The sequence below is a fragment of the Paenibacillus sp. 2003 genome, assembly GCF_031455635.1.
In the GTDB taxonomy this organism is placed as follows: Bacteria; Bacillota; Bacilli; order Paenibacillales; family Paenibacillaceae; genus Paenibacillus; species Paenibacillus amylolyticus_B.
The window spans coordinates 261,264-279,121 of record NZ_JAVDTB010000004.1 but is presented as its reverse complement, the minus strand read 5'-3'; the positions used below and the strand labels follow the sequence as shown (position 1 = coordinate 279,121).

The window sequence follows — 17,858 nt, the reverse complement described above, 5'->3', positions numbered from 1 at the left end:
TTGCCATTGTAGCATAGGTTAACCCATTACAGGCAGAACTTATGCCTGAAGAACGATTATATAGCGGTAGCGAAGGTTAGTGAGGAGCCGGTTCATCGCTCTGCCCCTACGACAACCGCACGTAAAATGTAGCACCCTCTCCGACTACACTTCGAGCGTAAACCTCTCCTTTGTGCTGATCCACAATGGAACGAGCAATCGCCAGCCCCAGACCATGCCCACCATGTTTGCGTGCTCTTGACGAATCGGTACGGTAGAATCGATCGAAGATCCGATCCAGATGTTCCGGTGCAATGCCTTCCCCTGTGTTGGACACGGCCAGCATGACATCATTATTTTGTCTCTGGAGCGTAACGTTAACAGATCCTTTGGGACCGGAATACTTCACAGCATTATCGAGCAGGATCAGAATGACCTGTTTGATCTGCTCACTGTTCCCATGAACCGTTAGATTCGGCTCAATGTTGTAGTCGAGGGAGATGTTTTTCTCAAAAATAACGGCTTCCATCGGTAAAATAATACTCTCTACCGCATCGCTCATATTAAACTTCGCATGAATCATCGTGGAGCGTGAGTCATCCATCTGTGTCAGATAGAGCAGATCATTCGTAAGTCCGGTCATACGCTCGGTTTCCGACTTGATATAGTGAAGCCACTTCGCCTGGTTTGCTATGGTATCCTCCTGATTCGCAAGCAGTACGTCGGCATTGGTATTGATGATCGCCAGAGGTGTCTTCAGCTCATGTGAAGCATCACCGATGAATTGTTTTTGCTTCTCAAATGCTTCTCTGACTGGTGCAATGGAACGATTGGCAAAATAACGGCTCAGGAAGTAGATCACAATCAACATGACCAGTCCGACAATAGCAAATGTATAGATCAGATTCGTCAGAATACCCTGTTGTGCCGTCACATCAATAAATACGATCATGTGCCCGTCACCGCTCGGATCAACCACATAGGCCCAGTCCGTTCCATCCAGTGCAAATTGTCCAGTCTGCCGTTCCGAATCACCAACTTTATTCTGGTCAACCTTTTGCAACGCCTCGGTGTAGAATGTGTCTTCCATATCAAATCGGGATTGCGTATCCGTAATCTTCCACTGGTTATCTGTCTTGATCATAAACGAAACGGAACGTGCCGGTGGTGAGTTGGGATCACCTCCCGGTCCTCCATTAGCACCACCCATGGCGTCGGAGGGCAACGAATTTGAACCGGAACCTGAAGCACCTGTATTAGAACTTGAACCTGATCCAGAACCCTGCCCTTCCCCGCGCGGCATCTTGGATGAATTATAAGGACTATGATAGAAATCAGACACCTTGTACAACTCCATATTTGTCTCACGTTGCACATTCTGATACGTAATTGTATAGATCGTCGCAAATGCCACCAGCATCATAATCGATATGGACACCAGATTCACGATCAGGAATCGATTCCGGAGTTTCTTGAACATCAGGACGTCACCTCAAGCACATACCCCACACCCCGAATCGTGTTAATGCGGACGGCAGAGTTCAGGAAGGTTAATTTTTTGCGCAAAAACGAGATGTACACCTCCACATTGTTATACTCCACTTCCGAATCAAATCCCCATAACTTCTCAATAATCTGCTCTTTGGAGGTAATCGCCTGTTTGCGAGCAATCAACAGTTCCAGTAGTTCATTCTCCTTCAGATTCAGCTTAATCTCCTTACCCTGAACACTCAGCTTCAACTGAGTTGTATTCAGCTCAATGTCGCCAAACTTCAGCCCATCCTCGGGAACCACTTCACCCTTCCTCCGTAAAGCTGCACGAATACGGGCCAGCAATTCCTCTGTGGCAAAAGGCTTGGCGATATAATCATCGGCACCATAATCGAGGCCTGTGACTTTGTCCGATAGTTCACCCTTGGCAGTAAGCAGAATGACAGGCGTATGATTGCCTTCACTGCGAAGTTTCTTCAGGACGGTGATCCCGTCCATCTCCGGCATCATGATGTCGAGTAGTAACAGGTCATAGATACCGCTCTGCGCATAATCGAGTCCTGATCTGCCGTCGTGGACCATATCCACGGAGTAGTTGTTTTTTTTCAAAATCTGAGATACTGCCTCTGCCAAATGAACCTCATCTTCCGCAATTAATATTCTCATGCTCTATTCATTCCTCTGCTTGAATTATTCGTCTTCATGAACGCTGTATGGTATCACCTATTCTATCAATTAAACCTTGAATCAATCTTAATTCATTTTGTGTATGCCCACTATTATAGGAAGGTAAAAAAATGTTAACGCAATGTAAAACTATTTAAGATTCATTCAAGGTTGGCCCTCTAAGATACAGACATGGAAGCAATACACGATGCAACAAAACATACAACCCACAGACGAAAGGACTGAATTCCACATGGCAATTGAAGTATTCAACCGATATGAGAGCAAGTATCTTCTGACGGATGAGCAATACGCACACTTCTACAATGACCTGTTGAAATATATGGAGCTGGATGCCTACAACAAGAAACATGAGTACTATTCCATCAGTAACCTGTACTTCGACACTCCACAGGATTCGCTGATCCGCGCCAGTCTCTCCAAACCAAAATACAAGGAGAAGCTGAGACTGCGGGCGTATGGAGTACCTGATGAGAATGCCCAAGTGTATCTGGAGATCAAAAAGAAAGTATTTGGCCTGGTGAACAAGCGCAGAACAGCATTGAAGCTGGATGAAGCTTACGAATTCGTTCGTTCAGGACAGGCACCGGAGCTGGCAGACTACATGAACAAACAGGTCGTCGAGGAGATCAAATACTTCCTTCGCGTATACGATCTGGAACCGAAAGTGTATCTGGCGTATGAACGCAAAGCACTCTTCGACAAGAACAGCCGGGATCTCCGCATTACCTTTGACACCAACATTCGTAGCCGCAGATACGATCTGAAGCTGGAACAGGGAGATTACGGTGAACCGCTCGTGAAGGACGGAAGGTGGCTGATGGAAGTGAAAGCCGAGAAAACCGTTCCGCTGTGGCTGTCGCAACTGCTCTGTGAGCATGGTCTCTACCGCACCGGATTTTCGAAATACGGCAACGAGTTTAGACATCTCGCGAGAACAACCAACCTGAATTACCAGACGGAGCGCACTCTTGTACCAGGTACCGATTTCAACCCATCCATAGAACAAGAACAAGATAAAACGATTATAGAAAGAGAGCGTGTCCTATATGCTTGATTCACTATTCAGTTCAGCCCTAACCGATACCAACCTGACGTTTAACAACGCAGTCATTACCATTGGTCTTGCCATCATTCTGGGGTTGATCATCAGCCTCACCTATATGAAGACTAACCAAAGCACATACTCGCAAAGCTTTACCTTAACGATGGTTGTCCTGCCCGTCATTGTCGCCATCATCATCCTGCTTATCGGCAGCAACATCGCTCGAGCATTCAGCTTGGCAGGTGCCTTCTCGATCATCCGATTCCGAAGTGCCCCTGGTGATCCAAAGGACATTGCTTATGTATTGTTCACGATGGCTTCCGGTCTTGCCTGTGGTGTAGGCGCTTTTGGATACGCCGTGCTGTTCACGATTATCCTGTGTGTGCTGATGTTTGTCCTGAGTCGCTTCAACTTTGGCGGCAAGAAGAGTCAGCTGAAAACGCTGAAAGTCACCATTCCTGAGAATTTGAGCTATGAAGAAGCACTTAATGAAGTGTTCCATACATTCAACGTACCTTTTGATCTAAAAAAAATCAGAACCACCGAACTCGGCAGTCTGTATGAGCTGGTCTACAGTGTAACCATTCACGAAAGTGTTAGCCAAAAGGAATTCCTCGACGCCATCCGTACACGGAACGGCAATCTGGATATCTCGTTAACCATGAGTCCAACAACGGAATATTAATTCTTAATTCGAAGGGAACGATCTATATGAAGAAAAACATGATAACAGGCAGCAAACTTTGGTCCATCGCCATGATTACCAGCCTACTCGCCGCATGCAGTTCACCAGCAACGACAAGTACAACCGCCAATGCCGCAACGTCAACGACAGGAACAACCAAAACGGTATCGGTCAGTGAGCAAACTTCTGTGAAGTACGCAGATCTGGTCTCTCTGGATGCTGACGATACCAACATTAGCTGGAGCGAGGCAGATTCCACAGCGATTAAGTTGAACGGCACAACGGCAACGGTAACTGGTTCGGGAGCCAAAGCAGCCAATGGCTCAGTAACAATTACTGAAGCAGGTACTTATGTACTTAGCGGTGAGCTAACCGACGGTCAGATCGTGGTCAACGTTGCCGATAAGGGCACCGTACATCTCGTATTAAACGGAGCTACGATCCATGATAATGACAGTGCAGCGATTTATATTCAGAAGGCCGGTAAAGCGGTGATTACACTCGAAAAAGGAACCAAAAATACCGTTTCCGATGGTAAAACATATGTGTACGCTGACGCTACAACAGACGAGCCGGATGCTGCGATCTTCAGTAAAGCGGATCTTACGTTCAACGGTGCAGGTCAATTGACCATCACGGGTAACTATAATGAAGGGATTACGAGCAAGGATGATCTGAAAATCATTAGTGGTAACATCCGTGTCAAAGCAGCAGATGACGGCATCAAAGGTAAAGATATGATCGCAATTCAAGCGGGTACGATTACCGTTGAAGCAGCAGGTGACGGCATCAAATCCACCAATGACACGGATACCACCAAAGGTTTCGTTGCCATCGCAGGAGGTACCTTCGATATTCAAAGTGGTAACGACGGTATTCAAGCCGAAACCGCACTTGTTACGGATGGCGGCACATACAACATTGTGACTGCTGGCGGTAGCGCCAATGCTCCAGCCAAAGTAGAAGAAGGTCCATTTGGCGGCGGCGGTGGCGGATGGGGTGGCGGAACACCTCCAACCGATATGGGCACACCACCAGATGGCGAACCTCCTGCAGATATGCCGGAGATGCCTAATAACAGCGGGACCAATGCAGGTGCTAATACAAACGGCGCAACATCCAGCTCTGCCAATACAACAGCAACAACAAATACCGATACCAATGCCGATGCGGACACTGCAACAACAGCAACCGAGTCCACAAGTGCCAAAGCGCTCAAAGCAGGTACAGACCTTACGGTGAATGGCGGTACGTATACAATTGATTCCATGGATGATTCCCTGCACAGCAACAATAACGTGACAGTCAATGACGGAACATTCAGCATTGAATCCGGTGATGACGGCATTCATGCCGATCAGGAACTGACGATTAACGGTGGCACCATCACGATTGCGAAGAGCTATGAGGGACTTGAAGGAGCAATCATCACCCTGAACGATGGGGATGTGGATGTAACAGCATCCGATGATGGCGTAAATGCTGCAGGTGGCGAGACAGAAACAACTGCGAATACAGCGGCAAATACAGAGCGTGCGACTACAGCAACCGACACCCCCACGACTTCCAACATCTCTGTAACTGAAACGACGGGCACAACATCGACTACCGATCAGACATCCCAAGGTACAGATGCTAATCAGCAAGGACGTGGACCGGGCGGAATGGGAGCAGCGAGTAATAACGAGTTCCACATTAACGGCGGTACACTTACCGTGAACGCAGGTGGTGACGGACTGGATTCCAATGGTTCCATTAATATGACTGGTGGTACGGTTATTGTGAACGGACCGACGGATAGCGGCAACGGAGCACTGGACTATGACGGTACATTTGAAATCAGCGGTGGATACCTCGTGGCTGCCGGAAGCTCTGGTATGGCACAAGGAACATCCGATGCGTCTACGCAAAATACCATTGTGATGACATTCCCTGCAACGCAAAAAGCTGGAACACTTGTACATGTACAAGATAGCGAAGGCAACAATATTCTGACATTTGCTCCGGCAAAAGATTATCAAACTGTGGTTGTCAGCTCCCCGGATCTTGTGAAAGATGGTTCATACGTGATCTACTCCGGTGGTACATCTACAGGTAAAGCCGTGGATGGACTCTACACAGACGGTACCTATAGTGGCGGAACTCAAGTGGTTGCCTTCCAATCGACTAGTAATGTAACTTGGGTCAATGAATCTGGTGTAACTACAGCCAATTCAGGTATGGGTGGTCCAGGAGGAGGTCGTGGTCAAGGCGGCTTCGGAGGCGGTAGAAATCGGACGCAATCCGGTACAACCTCCGAGAGCACAGGCACTACGGATTCTGCAAAATAATCATGATGTCCTGAGCCATAGCGCATAACTCGCTTCTCAGGCGCAGGCGAAACAAAAAAGGCTCCGAATTCACTTCCACAGTGAGTTCGGAGCCTTTTTTGTTATTCTTCTGGCACTAGGATTACAGGGAATTACAGTCCTCTGCCCAAGGGGAGTCAAAGCAATCCTTTTCCTCAAAAGCTATACACATACACCTTGGTGCGCAGAGCATCCAGACATGTAATGGTGCGTAGCGGTTCCTTGCCCGGGAGGGCAAAACAGACGCTAATCACCTTGGCACCCGGCGGAAGCTCCCGACTGAACTTGTCCAGAAGCCGGGTCATGGCTCCCGGAAACAGATAACAGATCACACAATCCGCATGTTCATAGGAACTGGTGTAGATGTCTCCGCGCATGAAGCGCAGCCTGCCCTTGAGAGAGTACTTGTTTCCCTTGGCTCGACGTAAGCGAACACTGAGATAGGCAATCAGTTGGGAAGACCATAAGGGAATGATAGAATTCTCAATCCCGGTCAGCCTTTTGCCAGGGCAATGGCTTACAACATCCAACCCCAGTGTGCCCCATCCGGAACCTGCTTCAAGCACGTCACCGTACCCGGGTATACGATTCACCTCTTGAATGACCACCTGCCTGACGCTACTAGATGTGGGCATCGGTGAAATCCCGTTTTTCCAACTGACCAGTACGATGGATATGACACCTATTAATGTCACCACGGCAATCAGCCATGGAATCAGGTATATGATGAACATGAACTCATCCCTTTGTTATCACTCATTCATTCCGGCACATGAGACTTCATATATACACCCTTTTTATAAACGGACTTAATGGTAAAGTGTACACCCAACTTGCGATTCGTCCGATAGATTAAGGAGTTAATCTCGTCAATCCCTACCGCTTCACTCTCCAGCATGCTCCGCTCAGGCCATACCTGAGCCACAATCTGCTCTCGGGTCACAAAATGGTCCAGTTGACTATACAGCAGCTTGAACAGCTGATACTCCTTCTTGGACAGCGGAATCTCCACTTCACCGATCTGCACGGTTTGCAGGTGATCCTGCAAGCGTACACCCTCACCCAGCAGATCCGAAACCCGATATTCCCTCGTCTCTCCAAGATCACCTTCAGCGCGAAGCTGGATCAGGCCATTGACCAACGTCAGGCTGTCTCCTTCGCCGAACGGATATTTCTCATGGGGAACGAGGCGCTGCCCGTTCAGTTCGGTTCCATTTTTGCTATCCAGATCCTCAATCCATAACTGTTGCTGTACATCATAATGAATGCGGCAGTGCCGCTTCGATATCATCTGATTATAGACAGACAAGTCCAATTCACTACCGCCTGTGTAACGTCCCACCGTAATGGAGCGACCTTGGCTTACATAAGCGAATGAGCCGTCACTTTCCTGTCCTGGCGTACGAATGACGATTTTTGCCGTCTCCCGCATGTTATTCTCCCACCTTCAACGATCACTCGATCTCTATAAGAGGTTGTTCAAAAAAGCCCGCTTTTGATTACAACGGATGCCTAACGGCATCATCAGCATCGAAGATGGCATTCAGCCGAAATGTCCGTTGCTCACGTAGTAGTTTCCCTACGCTCTGCTACTCCATTTCTAGCTTCATCCCATCTTCTCGGTACTTAAAACCGGTTTTTTGAACACGTACTATAAAACATATCTTCAACAATAATGATAAGATCATCAGATTTGTTCCATTGTTTGCACCGCTATAGTTCAATATAGTGGTATACAGGAACGATTTATGTTCGGTTCTACTAACTCTACTATACCAGACGTTGTGCTTTTTTTCTCATGACGGCCGGATGTCTACTTTAGATCATTCAACAAGAGAGGTACCTTCCCATGAACAAAAAAAACATTTTCATATACGTATTGCTCGCCTTCGCCCTGTCCATGACATTAACCGTGCTCTCCCGTATGAATGATGATGGCGGAGAACCACTGAAAGGCACCTCGGCTGCCGAAACCTCGTGGTTACAAATGAAGATCCAGCCCTAAGTCTACTCTATTATAACGCGATCTCCACGCAAAACGTTTCACGAATGTCATATTAGGCTAAGCCATAGACTCACATCAATAAGGCCCCAGATTGCTGATAACAGCAGCCCGGAGCCTCATTTTAATACAAAAAATCTATATTACACGACTTATTTCCCAAAGCGAAGTGAATTGGACAGCGGACATTCCCACCATCTCACCCACGTCAATGCTGTTTCTTTCTGGCACCCAATTTCCTCCACCCATATACAATGAGAGCTACAGGGCCAGCGAACCATAACAACTGCCAAAGCATAATTTTCAAGTCGAATCCCATTTCAAGAATCCCTCCTCCGATAATCGCAAAGGTAAATACAGTCGTTCAAAACCCAAATCAATCTTGGTCTTCCTCCGGCACAGTCGGCTCATCGTCAAGCTTCACTGTCTCTCTGGACTGTATTTCCTCCATCCGACTCGACACCTTCTGATACAGGTAAGAGATGCCAAGCAGCAGCACACCGAAGCTGAAATAGGCAAAAATTTTACTGCCCGAGGTAAGCATCCCCACATCATAGAACACCATCTTCCCCGTAGCGAACAACGTTAGGCCAAGGCCCAAACGCCGAATCATGACATATTTTCTACGGAATCCATAGGCAATATAGAGAATCGCCAGCAGCAGATAGATCAGGCTGAACATCAGCCCCACATCACCCCACTGGAACTGGATCGTCAGGAATACGGTGATGACACCTAGCAGATATACCCCTGCGATAACCGGGTACCATTCAATGCTCTTGAACTGCCCGCGGATGCCTGCAATCAGCAGATCCCTTCCTGCAAAGAATACCCCTACGTTAAAGATAATTAGCACCAGCAAACCAACAATCTCTGCCGCTGTATGCTGCTGAACTTCCGGCTGAAGCGCTGGCATGGTTAAGGTGACAGCCAGTGCAATACAGCAACCAATGGCATGCAGGAAAGTGGTATACATCTGTACGTATTGATCACGCAACAACTTCACTTTGCTCAATCCATAGGCCAATGCAATGGTCAGCGCTGCAAACATGAGCATCTTGTAGAACATGTATAACAGGAACGTCCCATCCACAGCTCTGGTATACAATTCATTCGATTCATACAGCACGTATAACCACAGATTGGCGAGTGTCACATACTTGAATCCGTTCAGTAAGCCCAGCTCCAGCGGGCTGTAGTTGAATCTCTCCCTGGCAGATGAGCTGCTGTGAACTGCCCAGGCATAATACAGTGTAATCAGCAGGGTCCCCAGCGTGATGCTGGAATATTTTAACATAAAGTAAGAACGTTCCCCGATGAAGAATAGCGCCAGCAGGTCATAGTACACGAAAGTGATTAGACATAGTAGCACAATACCCCATCCGGCCCGTTCCACCGACTTGAACCGCTTCAGATGTCCAAGCGTAACCAGCAGAACACCTTCAATTAACCAGCCCATCGATAACCACTTGGCCCCGAACTGGAACGGAATAATCAGAATGGCAAAGGTCAGGGAAGTGATATAGAAGAGCAGAATGGTCTGTTTCTCCTGAGCCATATTGCGCTGAACGAATCGTGCGAGACCAAGATATACCAGGCAGAAGATTAATGCCAACAAGCCCTGAGCATCATTCCAATCCGCCACATCAAATAACACGTATAACATCAGGCAACTGATGGTCGTATTCATGGCGAGCAGAGCGAAATCCCACCAGGTTAACTTCATCCGATGTTTGAACGGATATGCCAGTGTAATGCCCAGATATAATGCAAACGTCACAATGGAATACAACATGCCAATCTTCTCACTTGGCGACAGCCACAAGAGGATAAGCATGGATGGTGTGTTAAACAGGAAACTGATATAGTGCACTACCGGCCACCGTTTGCCAAACGAAATGAACACAATAATGCCGTTTAAGAGCAGCAGATAGATCATGGCTACATAGACAGCAGGGCCCTCAAGCCCGAACGAGAACATATAGGAGAATAGCGGAAGATATCCGCCTAACAGACCCAATGAACAGATGGTCTTCGACTGATACCTTAGGGACAACAATACGGAGATTGCCGATACCAATACAGACAGGGCAAGTCCCGTATATAACCCGATAATATGCAGTAAAAAGTAACTATAGAAGATGGACCCGAATAACACGGAGATCCCACCACCGAGCAGGCCCATTGCAAACGTCTGCTTTTTGCGCCGGAACAGCAACTCTCCTCCAGCAAGCATCAGTGCACCGAGCAGGAAAAAGGCTCCGCTCTTCATCTCGTCATTGAACCAGGTCGAGTACGAATATTGGAACGCTGCTCCAACGCCCAGAATGAGGAGCAGGATGGCAACCTTGTTGATCCAACTAAGTCCAATTTTCATCTCCATGCGATTCTGCTTGATCCGGCGTTGAATGGTCTCTTCGCTTAATCCCTCCTCCGCCATCTGCTCATATCCACGCTCCATGTGCCCACGTAGAGCCTCTTCTCGCTCCCGCACGGCCCGCTTGTGCGATTCAATGCGCTCATTCATCTCTGCCGCAAGGTAAGCGATCCTCTCCTTCACCTCGTGGGAATCCTCTTGCAACTCCTGTGCTGCCTGGTTGTATAGCGCGTTCAGATTGGATTTGGTTCGATGTTCATGGAATGCAATTCGATCATTATGTACCGCTGTTTTCCCTTGAAAATAGGTCTCCATCTTCTCCCGCGATACCCGGATCAGATTCAGCTTCTCATCCAGCATCTGTTCAGATAACGCCATACGAAGACGTGCATTCTCTTCTTCCATCTTGCGCGAGCGAAGTTCGAGCTGTTGCAGCTTGAGTTTGTGAGCTTCATACTGTTCCTGTAACTTTTCATTCTGAACGATCAGATCATCGGATTGGTATTCCTGGAGCAGGGCATGATACTCCTTCGCCAGCTGTTTCTGCTGCTCCTGAACCTGCCCAAGCCGTTCCTTAAACTCCTTCATGAGCTTCCTCCGTTGGTTGATGTTTAATCTTTTCCCTATATTTTACTATATGTATGCCATAAAAAGAGGTTTAAACATTAGATATATCTGTGCAATATTTCAATCGAAGGATCTCAAACGCAAAAAAAGCCGGGAAGCAACCGCTTCTCCCGACTTATATTCATATGAGCATTTTGCACAAGAATGGATCTTATGCCGCATCACTCGTCTCCGATTGGTCGGCTGACTCGGGCTCAATTATCTCAGTCGCATCCGGGTCCAGCCAACTGGCGATCATGCCACGCACATACTGCAGATCGTCCTCCGACAGATCGTAGTACCATGTGCCACTGCGCGTCGCGCCTTCCCCCTTCAGCATATAGTTGCTGATCGTTGGTGTACTGTCTTTCATATATAAGGACTCGGCAAACTTCACGATGAAGTCCGAAGTCATGTTGGTTGTAAAATTCGATCCGGCAATCTGAATCACGTCCGGGATCTTGGTCAGATTTTTGACCTCCAGCGCACGATTCATGAAGGCACTTAGGAAAATCCGGTGACGCATCGTTCGATTGAAATCGGAATCTTCCCGGTAACGCACATAACCAAGTGCTTCTTCGCCGCTATAGATCGGTTTGTTGGCTTCAACGAACAGTTTCTCATGAATTTTGAGCTTGTTCTCAATATTTTTTTTGATCGGCAGTTCAACGCCGCCCACCGCATCAACAATATCCTTGAGCCCGTTAAAATTAATTGCGGCATAGAAATCCACTTTGTTCCCCAGCAAATTCTCCACCGTATCCATCGCCATCTTGGCTTCGCCGTGGGCATAAGCTGAATTGATCTTCGACTTCACATCCCGGCCGACAATTTCGGTATAGGAATCACGTGGAATGGACAGCAGCAGCACTTTATTGTCTTCTGGACGCACGACGGAATAGATGATGGTATCCGAACGGCTTGGTTCGTTATCGCGTTGGTCAATACCAAGCAACAACAGTGAGAATGGGTCCGTATGTTCTACAACAGGGGCATCCTTATCGCCAGCTGGCTTAAAGGAGTCATCTAAGGCTTCCTTGACCGTACCTGAGGCGAACATGTTAAAGGCAAACACGACGAGTTGCTTTTGATAGATAAATCCGAGTCCTCCCAACACAAGCAGCACACTTAGGGTGATGATCAATGGCTTCTTCCATTTCTTCTTCGGTTTCTTCGGCTTCCGTCTTGTTAAATGTGCGGCACTGTTTTCCATCATATCTCCTTTAATAACGGGTTCTTAGAATCATTTAACTATATTAATAACACGTTTTCAATAGATTACGTTATAATCTGCATTACATAAATGAATAGAGAAGGAGCGATAAAGGATGGAATATCGACGTTTGGGCAATAGTGGTTTGCGTGTGTCGGCACTGGGGCTTGGCACCAATGCGTTTGGTAAACGCGCGGATGAAGCAGCTTCTACCCGCATTATTCATGCAGCGATGGATCAGGGCATCAACTTTATCGATACCGCCAATATCTACGCAGGCACGGAATCAGAACGCATCATTGGACAGGCTCTCACAGGTCGACGGGAAAACGCGGTGCTTGCTACCAAGGCCGGATTACCCCGGCATGATGGTCCTCATGGGCGGGGTTCCTCCCGCTACCATCTGCAACAAGAGCTGGATCATAGCCTGCGGCGTCTGCAAACGGATTATGTGGATCTGTATCAGATCCATACCTTTGATCCGCATACCCCGCTGGATGAGACACTGCGTACATTGGATGATATGGTCACTTCCGGCAAAGTCCGTTACATCGGAGCCTCCAACTACGCAGCCTGGGAGCTGATGAAAGCTTTAGGCATCAGTGAACAGAAAGATTATGTGCGCTACATCTCCACCCAAACCAGCTACTCCCTGGCAGACCGTACGCCTGAACTGGAATTGGTACCGATGTGTCTGGATCAGGGTGTAGGCATTATCCCGTATTTCCCGCTCGCAGGCGGTATTCTGACGGGTAAATATAACGGACAGGCCAGCGTACCTTCCGGCTCCAGAGCCGACACCGACCCGTCGTTCAATCGTTTTCTGCTGGAGCATAATCTCCAACTGAGTGAACAAGTGAGTGCCAAAGCTGCTTCATACGGGTGTTCCCCAAGTGTGCTGTCTCTCGCATGGCTACTGACTCGTCCGGCTGTATCCACAGTAATTGTTGGCGCTACAGGCACCGAACAGCTGGAGCATAATCTGGCTAGTCTGGATATGTCACTGCCCGATGAGCTGTTGACCGATCTGGATCAGATCAGTGACTCTTTCCGTCGCCGCGAGCCATTTGCGTCCTACCGAATCGATTGAAGCAACTGAAATAAACCTCCCGACAGATAAAGTCAGGAGGTTTATTTTGATTTTTGCATAGACATTATTCAGAAAATTTCCAATTCCACTACAATCTGTAGTTTAATAAAATAAAAAAAATCTTATTATGGATTAGCCCTCTGTTTTTTGGCGAAGAAACTCCTGCATGATCTGCATATACTCTTCCTTACGATCATCCAAAGTTTCAAAAAAAGCCTTGTCCGATTCCTCAACCAGATGAATTCCCTCCACAGCCAATCGGGTTCCCTCTTCCGTTGTTGTGATAATATTGGCACGCGTATCTGTCTGATGACGAGCGCGGGTAATTAATCCCCTTTTTTCAAGCGCACGTAGAACCTGAGAAGTCACGTTAACATCCACCTTGGCAAACTGAGCAATTTGAACCTGAGTAACTCCCTTGCCTTCCTCATCGTGTTCATTGAGCCATAAACAGGCGTGCAATAATACAAATTGAGGTTGTGTCAGTTCGAGGGGCTCCAGCACCCTGCGTACTTCCTTTTGCCACATGGCTGTAACTTGCCATAACAGATATCCCGGGCTTTCTTGTGCATTTTTATACCGTGAGCTTGTCATCTCATACCTCCATGATGTGCGACCTTATGCAACAGAATATGTACCCGTCAGTCAATGAAGTAAATCCATTATTCATATAACGATGATGGAAACATATCCGTTGCAACTCTGTGTGTTCTTTCTCAAAAAAATAATTAGCGCGCAGGGATAAACTGCTTCACCCATTGTCCGAATCCTTGCGGATTGCGGCTCTGTATAAGAATGGTTCCTTCTCCCCGGAACCGACATACCAGTCCTTCTCCACTTGTAACACTGGATAACCAACCCTGTGAAGCTTTCTCAATACGGTAATCTACATAATGAGGCCATGCCACCAAATGGGCGTTATCCACGATCATTTCTTCACCTGCTGCCAGATTAATCGCATGGATGGCACCATAGGAAGACAGAAATACGGTTCCACGTCCGCTGATCTCAATAATGAAGAAACCTTCTCCCGAAAAGAGACCTTTTTTCAGGTTTTGCATTTTGGTATTCACCTGAATGCCCTCGGTTCCTGCCAGAAATCCGTCTTTCTGCACATAGAGTGAATAGGAACCGTCCAATTCAACAGCTTCTACATCGCCCATACTGGAAGGTGAGAGCAGAATCTCTGCCGACCCGCCCGCAGCCGTCAGTTCCTGAAAGAAAAACTTCTCCCCGCTCAGCATCCTACCGAACCCGGCAAACATCCCACCTTCTGCTGAACCCTTTAGTTCAACCGTAGGAGTCATAGATACCATCGCACCACTCTCGGCCTTGAACCGCTCTCCCCGCTGCAAATGTACCTTGAGCATCGCAAAAGCACCATCATATAAAATCTCATAGTTCACGGTTGCACCAGCTCCCTATTGTCAGAGTTAAAATCATTGAGTCCATTATCTTCCAGAACTGCTGATTTGTCTCCGTATTCCTTCACAATATGTTGGTCTCCCCAATTACAGAGCGCATTGAGAATTGGTTCAAGACTTCTCCCGTAATCACTCAATTCGTATTCTACTTTGGGAGGGACCTGATTATATACGATTCGATTCACGATCCCGTCGTTTTCAAGCTCTCTCAGTTGCTGTGTTAACATTTTCTGTGTAATTGCGGGCATAATACGCTTAAGATCACTGGTTCGTCTTTTCCCATGTGTCAGATGACAGAGAATGACGCATTTCCACTTGCCACCGATCACTTCTAAGGTAGCTTCAACCGAGATGTTATATTTTTTTCTAACCATAACTTGCTTCCTCCCTGATGAATTGGATTACATCCGTCGCATGCTGTATAGGCACCAAAAAGTACGTAGGGTACTAAAAAGTACGTACTATTCAATCTATACCGAATAACTCATAATAGCATTTGCCGGTACGTAAATCTACATTCGGGGGAGTTGAGCAAGAAATGTTACAAGATTCAAAACGCAGCACGTGGGCACTGCTAGCACTAGCCATTAGTGCATTCGCGATCGGTACCACTGAATTTATCAGCGTTGGGCTACTGCCCCTCATTGCAGATGACCTGGGCATTTCCGTAACTTCAGCGGGACTGACCGTTACTTTATATGCATTAGGCGTTACCTTTGGGGCTCCTGTTCTGACCTCACTGACGTCTACCATATCACGCAAAACGCTATTGCTTGCCATCATGATTGTCTTCATTGCGGGTAACACGATGGCTGCACTATCAACGGGCATCACCATGTTACTCATTGCACGAGTAGTATCCGCTCTGGCACACGGGGTGTTCATGTCCATTGGCTCCACGATTGCAGCCGATCTGGTGCCTGCCAACCGTAGGGCAAGTGCCATTGCCATCATGTTCTCCGGTCTAACCATTGCCACAGTAACCGGTGTACCTCTCGGTACACTCATTGGCCAACATTGGGGCTGGCGCGCTGCCTTTATCCTAATTGTTGTGGTTGGCATCGTTGCGATGATCGGTAACCTGATACTCGTGCCCTCCACGTTGAAGCGAGGAACACGGACAGCATTTCGGGATCAGCTGAAGCTTGTTACAGGTGGACGCTTGCTGCTTGCTTTTGCCATCACTGCTGTTGGGTACGGAGGAACATTTGTTGTGTTTACGTATCTGTCCCCGTTGTTGCATGATATTAGCGGTTATTCCGAGAAAACAGTAGCGTTCATTCTGTTGTTGTACGGAATAGCCATCGCTGTTGGCAACATCATCGGCGGCAGAGCAGCCAATCGCAACCCACTCAAGGCGCTCTTCTACATGTTCATCATTCAGACCATCATTCTGGGCATCATGTACTTTACGGTCCCATTCAAGTTGGCAGCACTACTTACCATTATGGGTATGGGTCTGCTCGCCTTCATGAATGTGCCTGGTCTTCAGATGTACGTTGTAACCTTGGCTGAACGATATGCACCACAGGCCAAAGATGTAGCCTCAGCCTTTAACATCGCCGCATTTAATGCAGGGATCGCTATAGGTGCATATTTGGGTGGAGTGATTAATGACTCCATTGGTTTGATTCACACGACATGGGTCGGAGCCTTGATGGTTCTCGTAGCTGTAATCCTGACCGCATGGGCTAAAATGCTGGAAAGCAAGGATCAACATGCATCAGTCGAAATGGAGAAAGCTTCGTTCTAATTCCCATCCAACCATAGGTCCACTCTATATTTATCAGTTCCAGCCTTCAAGGGGAACCGGTTTCACATGGTATTTTATTATACTATATACGTTGAACCCAATTTGATCTACTATGATTTAATTTTGTATGATAAAACAACAAAAATTCAGCTTAATATGACTGATTTTTACACAATTTAAGGAGGAAATCCCATGACAACAGCTCAAACTGCACAACATTTACAATCCACAGTAACTCTGCATAACGGTGTTTCTATGCCTTGGTTCGGACTTGGTGTATTTAAGGTAGAAGAAGGATCTGAACTGATTGAAGCCGTGAAAAATGCGATTAAACATGGATACCGTAGCATTGATACTGCTGCAATATACGGCAATGAAGCCGGTGTGGGCCAAGCGATTGCAGAAGCTTTGCAAGAAAACAACCTGAAACGCGAAGAACTGTTTGTTACATCTAAAGTATGGAATGCAGACCTCGGATATGAAGAGACACTTGCTGCTTTTGATACAACCTTGAACAAACTGGGACTGGAATACCTGGACCTGTATCTGATTCACTGGCCTAAGGCCGGCAAATACAAAGCAGCCTGGAAAGCAATCGAGGAACTGTACGCAGCCGGCCGTATTAAGGCCATTGGTGTGAGTAACTTCCAGATTCATCATCTCGAAGACCTGATGCAGGATGCCAAAGTGAAACCGATGATCAATCAAGTGGAATACCACCCTCACCTGACTCAGGTTGAGCTTAAGGCTTTCTGTGAAAACAATGGTATCCAGCTTGAAGCTTGGTCGCCTCTGATGCAAGGTCAGCTGTTGGACAACCCAGTGCTCACGGCGATTGCTTCAGCCAAAGGCAAATCGGTTGCACAAGTCATCCTGCGTTGGGATCTGCAAAATGGAGTCATTACCATTCCGAAGTCCACCAAGGAAAACCGGATTATTGAGAACTCCTCCATCTTCGACTTTGAACTTTCAAATGAAGAGATGGATCAGATCAGTGCTCTGAACGAAGATGTACGCGTTGGACCTGATCCGGACAACTTCGATTTCTAATGAATAACCTTTTTGGAGACTGCTTTGTTTGACATAACATAACGAAAAACCACCGGACCAGGAGCCGGTGGTTTTTCGTTATATTCTCTTCCCTGTAGCCAAGACCCG

Annotated in this window: 16 protein-coding genes; 7 read left to right on the top strand and 9 right to left on the bottom strand. The window is 47.3% G+C overall.

Translation table 11 applies throughout. From position 1 onward, the window contains the following. Positions 1-106 precede the first annotated feature (106 nt). Both J2X75_RS19085 and J2X75_RS19080 read right to left on the bottom strand, forming a co-directional pair. Positions 107-1,459, bottom strand: a complete 1,353-nt coding sequence (locus J2X75_RS19085) for a sensor histidine kinase (protein WP_310339072.1) — start codon at positions 1,457-1,459, stop codon at positions 107-109. Then, positions 1,459-2,136: a response regulator transcription factor gene (locus J2X75_RS19080; RefSeq protein ID WP_036612327.1), complete on the bottom strand. Its 678-nt coding sequence runs from the start codon at positions 2,134-2,136 to the stop codon at positions 1,459-1,461. The genes J2X75_RS19085 and J2X75_RS19080 overlap by 1 nt, the downstream gene beginning before the upstream one ends. Positions 2,137-2,389: 253 nt before the next feature. Here J2X75_RS19080 and J2X75_RS19075 point away from each other — a divergent pair, with 253 nt between their 5' ends. Genes J2X75_RS19075 through J2X75_RS19065 form a run of 3 tightly spaced genes read left to right on the top strand, consistent with a single transcriptional unit; the run spans position 2,390 to position 6,217 of the window. Continuing rightward, entirely contained in the window at positions 2,390-3,214 is an 825-nt protein-coding gene (locus tag J2X75_RS19075; RefSeq protein ID WP_310339474.1) for a polyphosphate polymerase domain-containing protein, read from the top strand. After that, on the top strand, positions 3,207-3,887 hold the full coding sequence (locus tag J2X75_RS19070) for a DUF4956 domain-containing protein (protein ID WP_100528189.1): 681 nt from the start codon (positions 3,207-3,209) through the stop codon (positions 3,885-3,887). Before J2X75_RS19075 ends, J2X75_RS19070 begins: the two co-directional genes overlap by 8 nt. Positions 3,888-3,913: 26 nt before the next feature. Further along, a complete protein-coding gene (locus J2X75_RS19065) occupies positions 3,914-6,217 on the top strand; it encodes a carbohydrate-binding domain-containing protein (RefSeq protein ID WP_310339064.1) in 2,304 nt (767 codons plus the stop codon). 173 nt (positions 6,218-6,390) lie between these two features. Here the strand turns inward: J2X75_RS19065 and J2X75_RS19060 are convergent, their stop codons facing one another. Both J2X75_RS19060 and J2X75_RS19055 read right to left on the bottom strand, forming a co-directional pair. Next, a complete protein-coding gene (locus J2X75_RS19060; protein ID WP_310339061.1) occupies positions 6,391-6,969 on the bottom strand; it encodes a class I SAM-dependent methyltransferase in 579 nt (192 codons plus the stop codon). Positions 6,970-6,995: 26 nt separating this feature from the next. Then, entirely contained in the window at positions 6,996-7,667 is a 672-nt protein-coding gene (locus J2X75_RS19055) for an FHA domain-containing protein (RefSeq protein WP_124116768.1), read from the bottom strand. Positions 7,668-8,084: 417 nt separating this feature from the next. Between J2X75_RS19055 and J2X75_RS19050 the strand changes: the two genes are divergently transcribed. Next, entirely contained in the window at positions 8,085-8,240 is a 156-nt protein-coding gene (locus J2X75_RS19050) for a hypothetical protein (protein ID WP_192135259.1), read from the top strand. A 373-nt stretch (positions 8,241-8,613) separates the two neighbouring features. Here the strand turns inward: J2X75_RS19050 and J2X75_RS19045 are convergent, their stop codons facing one another. Both J2X75_RS19045 and J2X75_RS19040 read right to left on the bottom strand, forming a co-directional pair. Further along, positions 8,614-11,202: a DUF2339 domain-containing protein gene (locus J2X75_RS19045; protein WP_310339054.1), complete on the bottom strand. Its 2,589-nt coding sequence runs from the start codon at positions 11,200-11,202 to the stop codon at positions 8,614-8,616. A gap of 190 nt (positions 11,203-11,392) precedes the next feature. Next, positions 11,393-12,436, bottom strand: coding sequence for an LCP family protein (locus J2X75_RS19040; protein ID WP_310339051.1), 1,044 nt, complete (start codon positions 12,434-12,436; stop codon positions 11,393-11,395). Positions 12,437-12,548: 112 nt separating this feature from the next. On the opposite strand from J2X75_RS19040, the gene J2X75_RS19035 reads away from it, so the two are divergent. After that, positions 12,549-13,523 (top strand): aldo/keto reductase, encoded by a 975-nt coding sequence (locus J2X75_RS19035; RefSeq protein ID WP_310339049.1) that lies wholly within the window; start codon positions 12,549-12,551, stop codon positions 13,521-13,523. A 132-nt stretch (positions 13,524-13,655) separates the two neighbouring features. Here J2X75_RS19035 and J2X75_RS19030 read toward each other — a convergent pair whose 3' ends face one another. The 3 genes from J2X75_RS19030 to J2X75_RS19020 all read right to left on the bottom strand — a co-directional run bounded on the left by J2X75_RS19030 (position 13,656) and on the right by J2X75_RS19020 (position 15,321). Then, positions 13,656-14,117: a MarR family winged helix-turn-helix transcriptional regulator gene (locus J2X75_RS19030; RefSeq protein WP_124116772.1), complete on the bottom strand. Its 462-nt coding sequence runs from the start codon at positions 14,115-14,117 to the stop codon at positions 13,656-13,658. 134 nt (positions 14,118-14,251) lie between these two features. After that, on the bottom strand, positions 14,252-14,929 hold the full coding sequence (locus tag J2X75_RS19025) for a TIGR00266 family protein (RefSeq protein ID WP_017691614.1): 678 nt from the start codon (positions 14,927-14,929) through the stop codon (positions 14,252-14,254). Continuing rightward, positions 14,926-15,321: a winged helix-turn-helix transcriptional regulator gene (locus J2X75_RS19020; RefSeq protein WP_017691613.1), complete on the bottom strand. Its 396-nt coding sequence runs from the start codon at positions 15,319-15,321 to the stop codon at positions 14,926-14,928. The genes J2X75_RS19025 and J2X75_RS19020 overlap by 4 nt, the downstream gene beginning before the upstream one ends. A gap of 164 nt (positions 15,322-15,485) precedes the next feature. Between J2X75_RS19020 and J2X75_RS19015 the strand changes: the two genes are divergently transcribed. Beyond that, positions 15,486-16,700: an MFS transporter gene (locus J2X75_RS19015; protein ID WP_307541257.1), complete on the top strand. Its 1,215-nt coding sequence runs from the start codon at positions 15,486-15,488 to the stop codon at positions 16,698-16,700. A gap of 192 nt (positions 16,701-16,892) precedes the next feature. Continuing rightward, positions 16,893-17,750, top strand: coding sequence for an aldo/keto reductase (locus J2X75_RS19010; protein WP_310339039.1), 858 nt, complete (start codon positions 16,893-16,895; stop codon positions 17,748-17,750). The last annotated feature ends 108 nt before the right edge of the window (positions 17,751-17,858 follow it).

Excerpts from the sequence above, each read along its gene's own strand:
- J2X75_RS19015 (WP_307541257.1), top strand. The coding sequence starts at position 15,486 with ATGTTACAAGATTCAAAACGCAGCACGTGGGCACTGCTAGCACTAGCC.
- J2X75_RS19075 (WP_310339474.1), top strand. The coding sequence starts at position 2,390 with ATGGCAATTGAAGTATTCAACCGATATGAGAGCAAGTATCTTCTGACG.
- J2X75_RS19010 (WP_310339039.1), top strand. The coding sequence starts at position 16,893 with ATGACAACAGCTCAAACTGCACAACATTTACAATCCACAGTAACTCTG.
- J2X75_RS19055 (WP_124116768.1), bottom strand. The coding sequence starts at position 7,667 with ATGCGGGAGACGGCAAAAATCGTCATTCGTACGCCAGGACAGGAAAGT.
- J2X75_RS19060 (WP_310339061.1), bottom strand. The coding sequence starts at position 6,969 with ATGTTCATCATATACCTGATTCCATGGCTGATTGCCGTGGTGACATTA.
- J2X75_RS19020 (WP_017691613.1), bottom strand. The coding sequence starts at position 15,321 with ATGGTTAGAAAAAAATATAACATCTCGGTTGAAGCTACCTTAGAAGTG.
- J2X75_RS19045 (WP_310339054.1), bottom strand. The coding sequence starts at position 11,202 with ATGAAGGAGTTTAAGGAACGGCTTGGGCAGGTTCAGGAGCAGCAGAAA.
- J2X75_RS19040 (WP_310339051.1), bottom strand. The coding sequence starts at position 12,436 with ATGATGGAAAACAGTGCCGCACATTTAACAAGACGGAAGCCGAAGAAA.
- J2X75_RS19065 (WP_310339064.1), top strand. The coding sequence starts at position 3,914 with ATGAAGAAAAACATGATAACAGGCAGCAAACTTTGGTCCATCGCCATG.
- J2X75_RS19080 (WP_036612327.1), bottom strand. The coding sequence starts at position 2,136 with ATGAGAATATTAATTGCGGAAGATGAGGTTCATTTGGCAGAGGCAGTA.
- J2X75_RS19035 (WP_310339049.1), top strand. The coding sequence starts at position 12,549 with ATGGAATATCGACGTTTGGGCAATAGTGGTTTGCGTGTGTCGGCACTG.
- J2X75_RS19030 (WP_124116772.1), bottom strand. The coding sequence starts at position 14,117 with ATGACAAGCTCACGGTATAAAAATGCACAAGAAAGCCCGGGATATCTG.
- J2X75_RS19070 (WP_100528189.1), top strand. The coding sequence starts at position 3,207 with ATGCTTGATTCACTATTCAGTTCAGCCCTAACCGATACCAACCTGACG.
- J2X75_RS19050 (WP_192135259.1), top strand. The coding sequence starts at position 8,085 with ATGAACAAAAAAAACATTTTCATATACGTATTGCTCGCCTTCGCCCTG.
- J2X75_RS19085 (WP_310339072.1), bottom strand. The coding sequence starts at position 1,459 with ATGTTCAAGAAACTCCGGAATCGATTCCTGATCGTGAATCTGGTGTCC.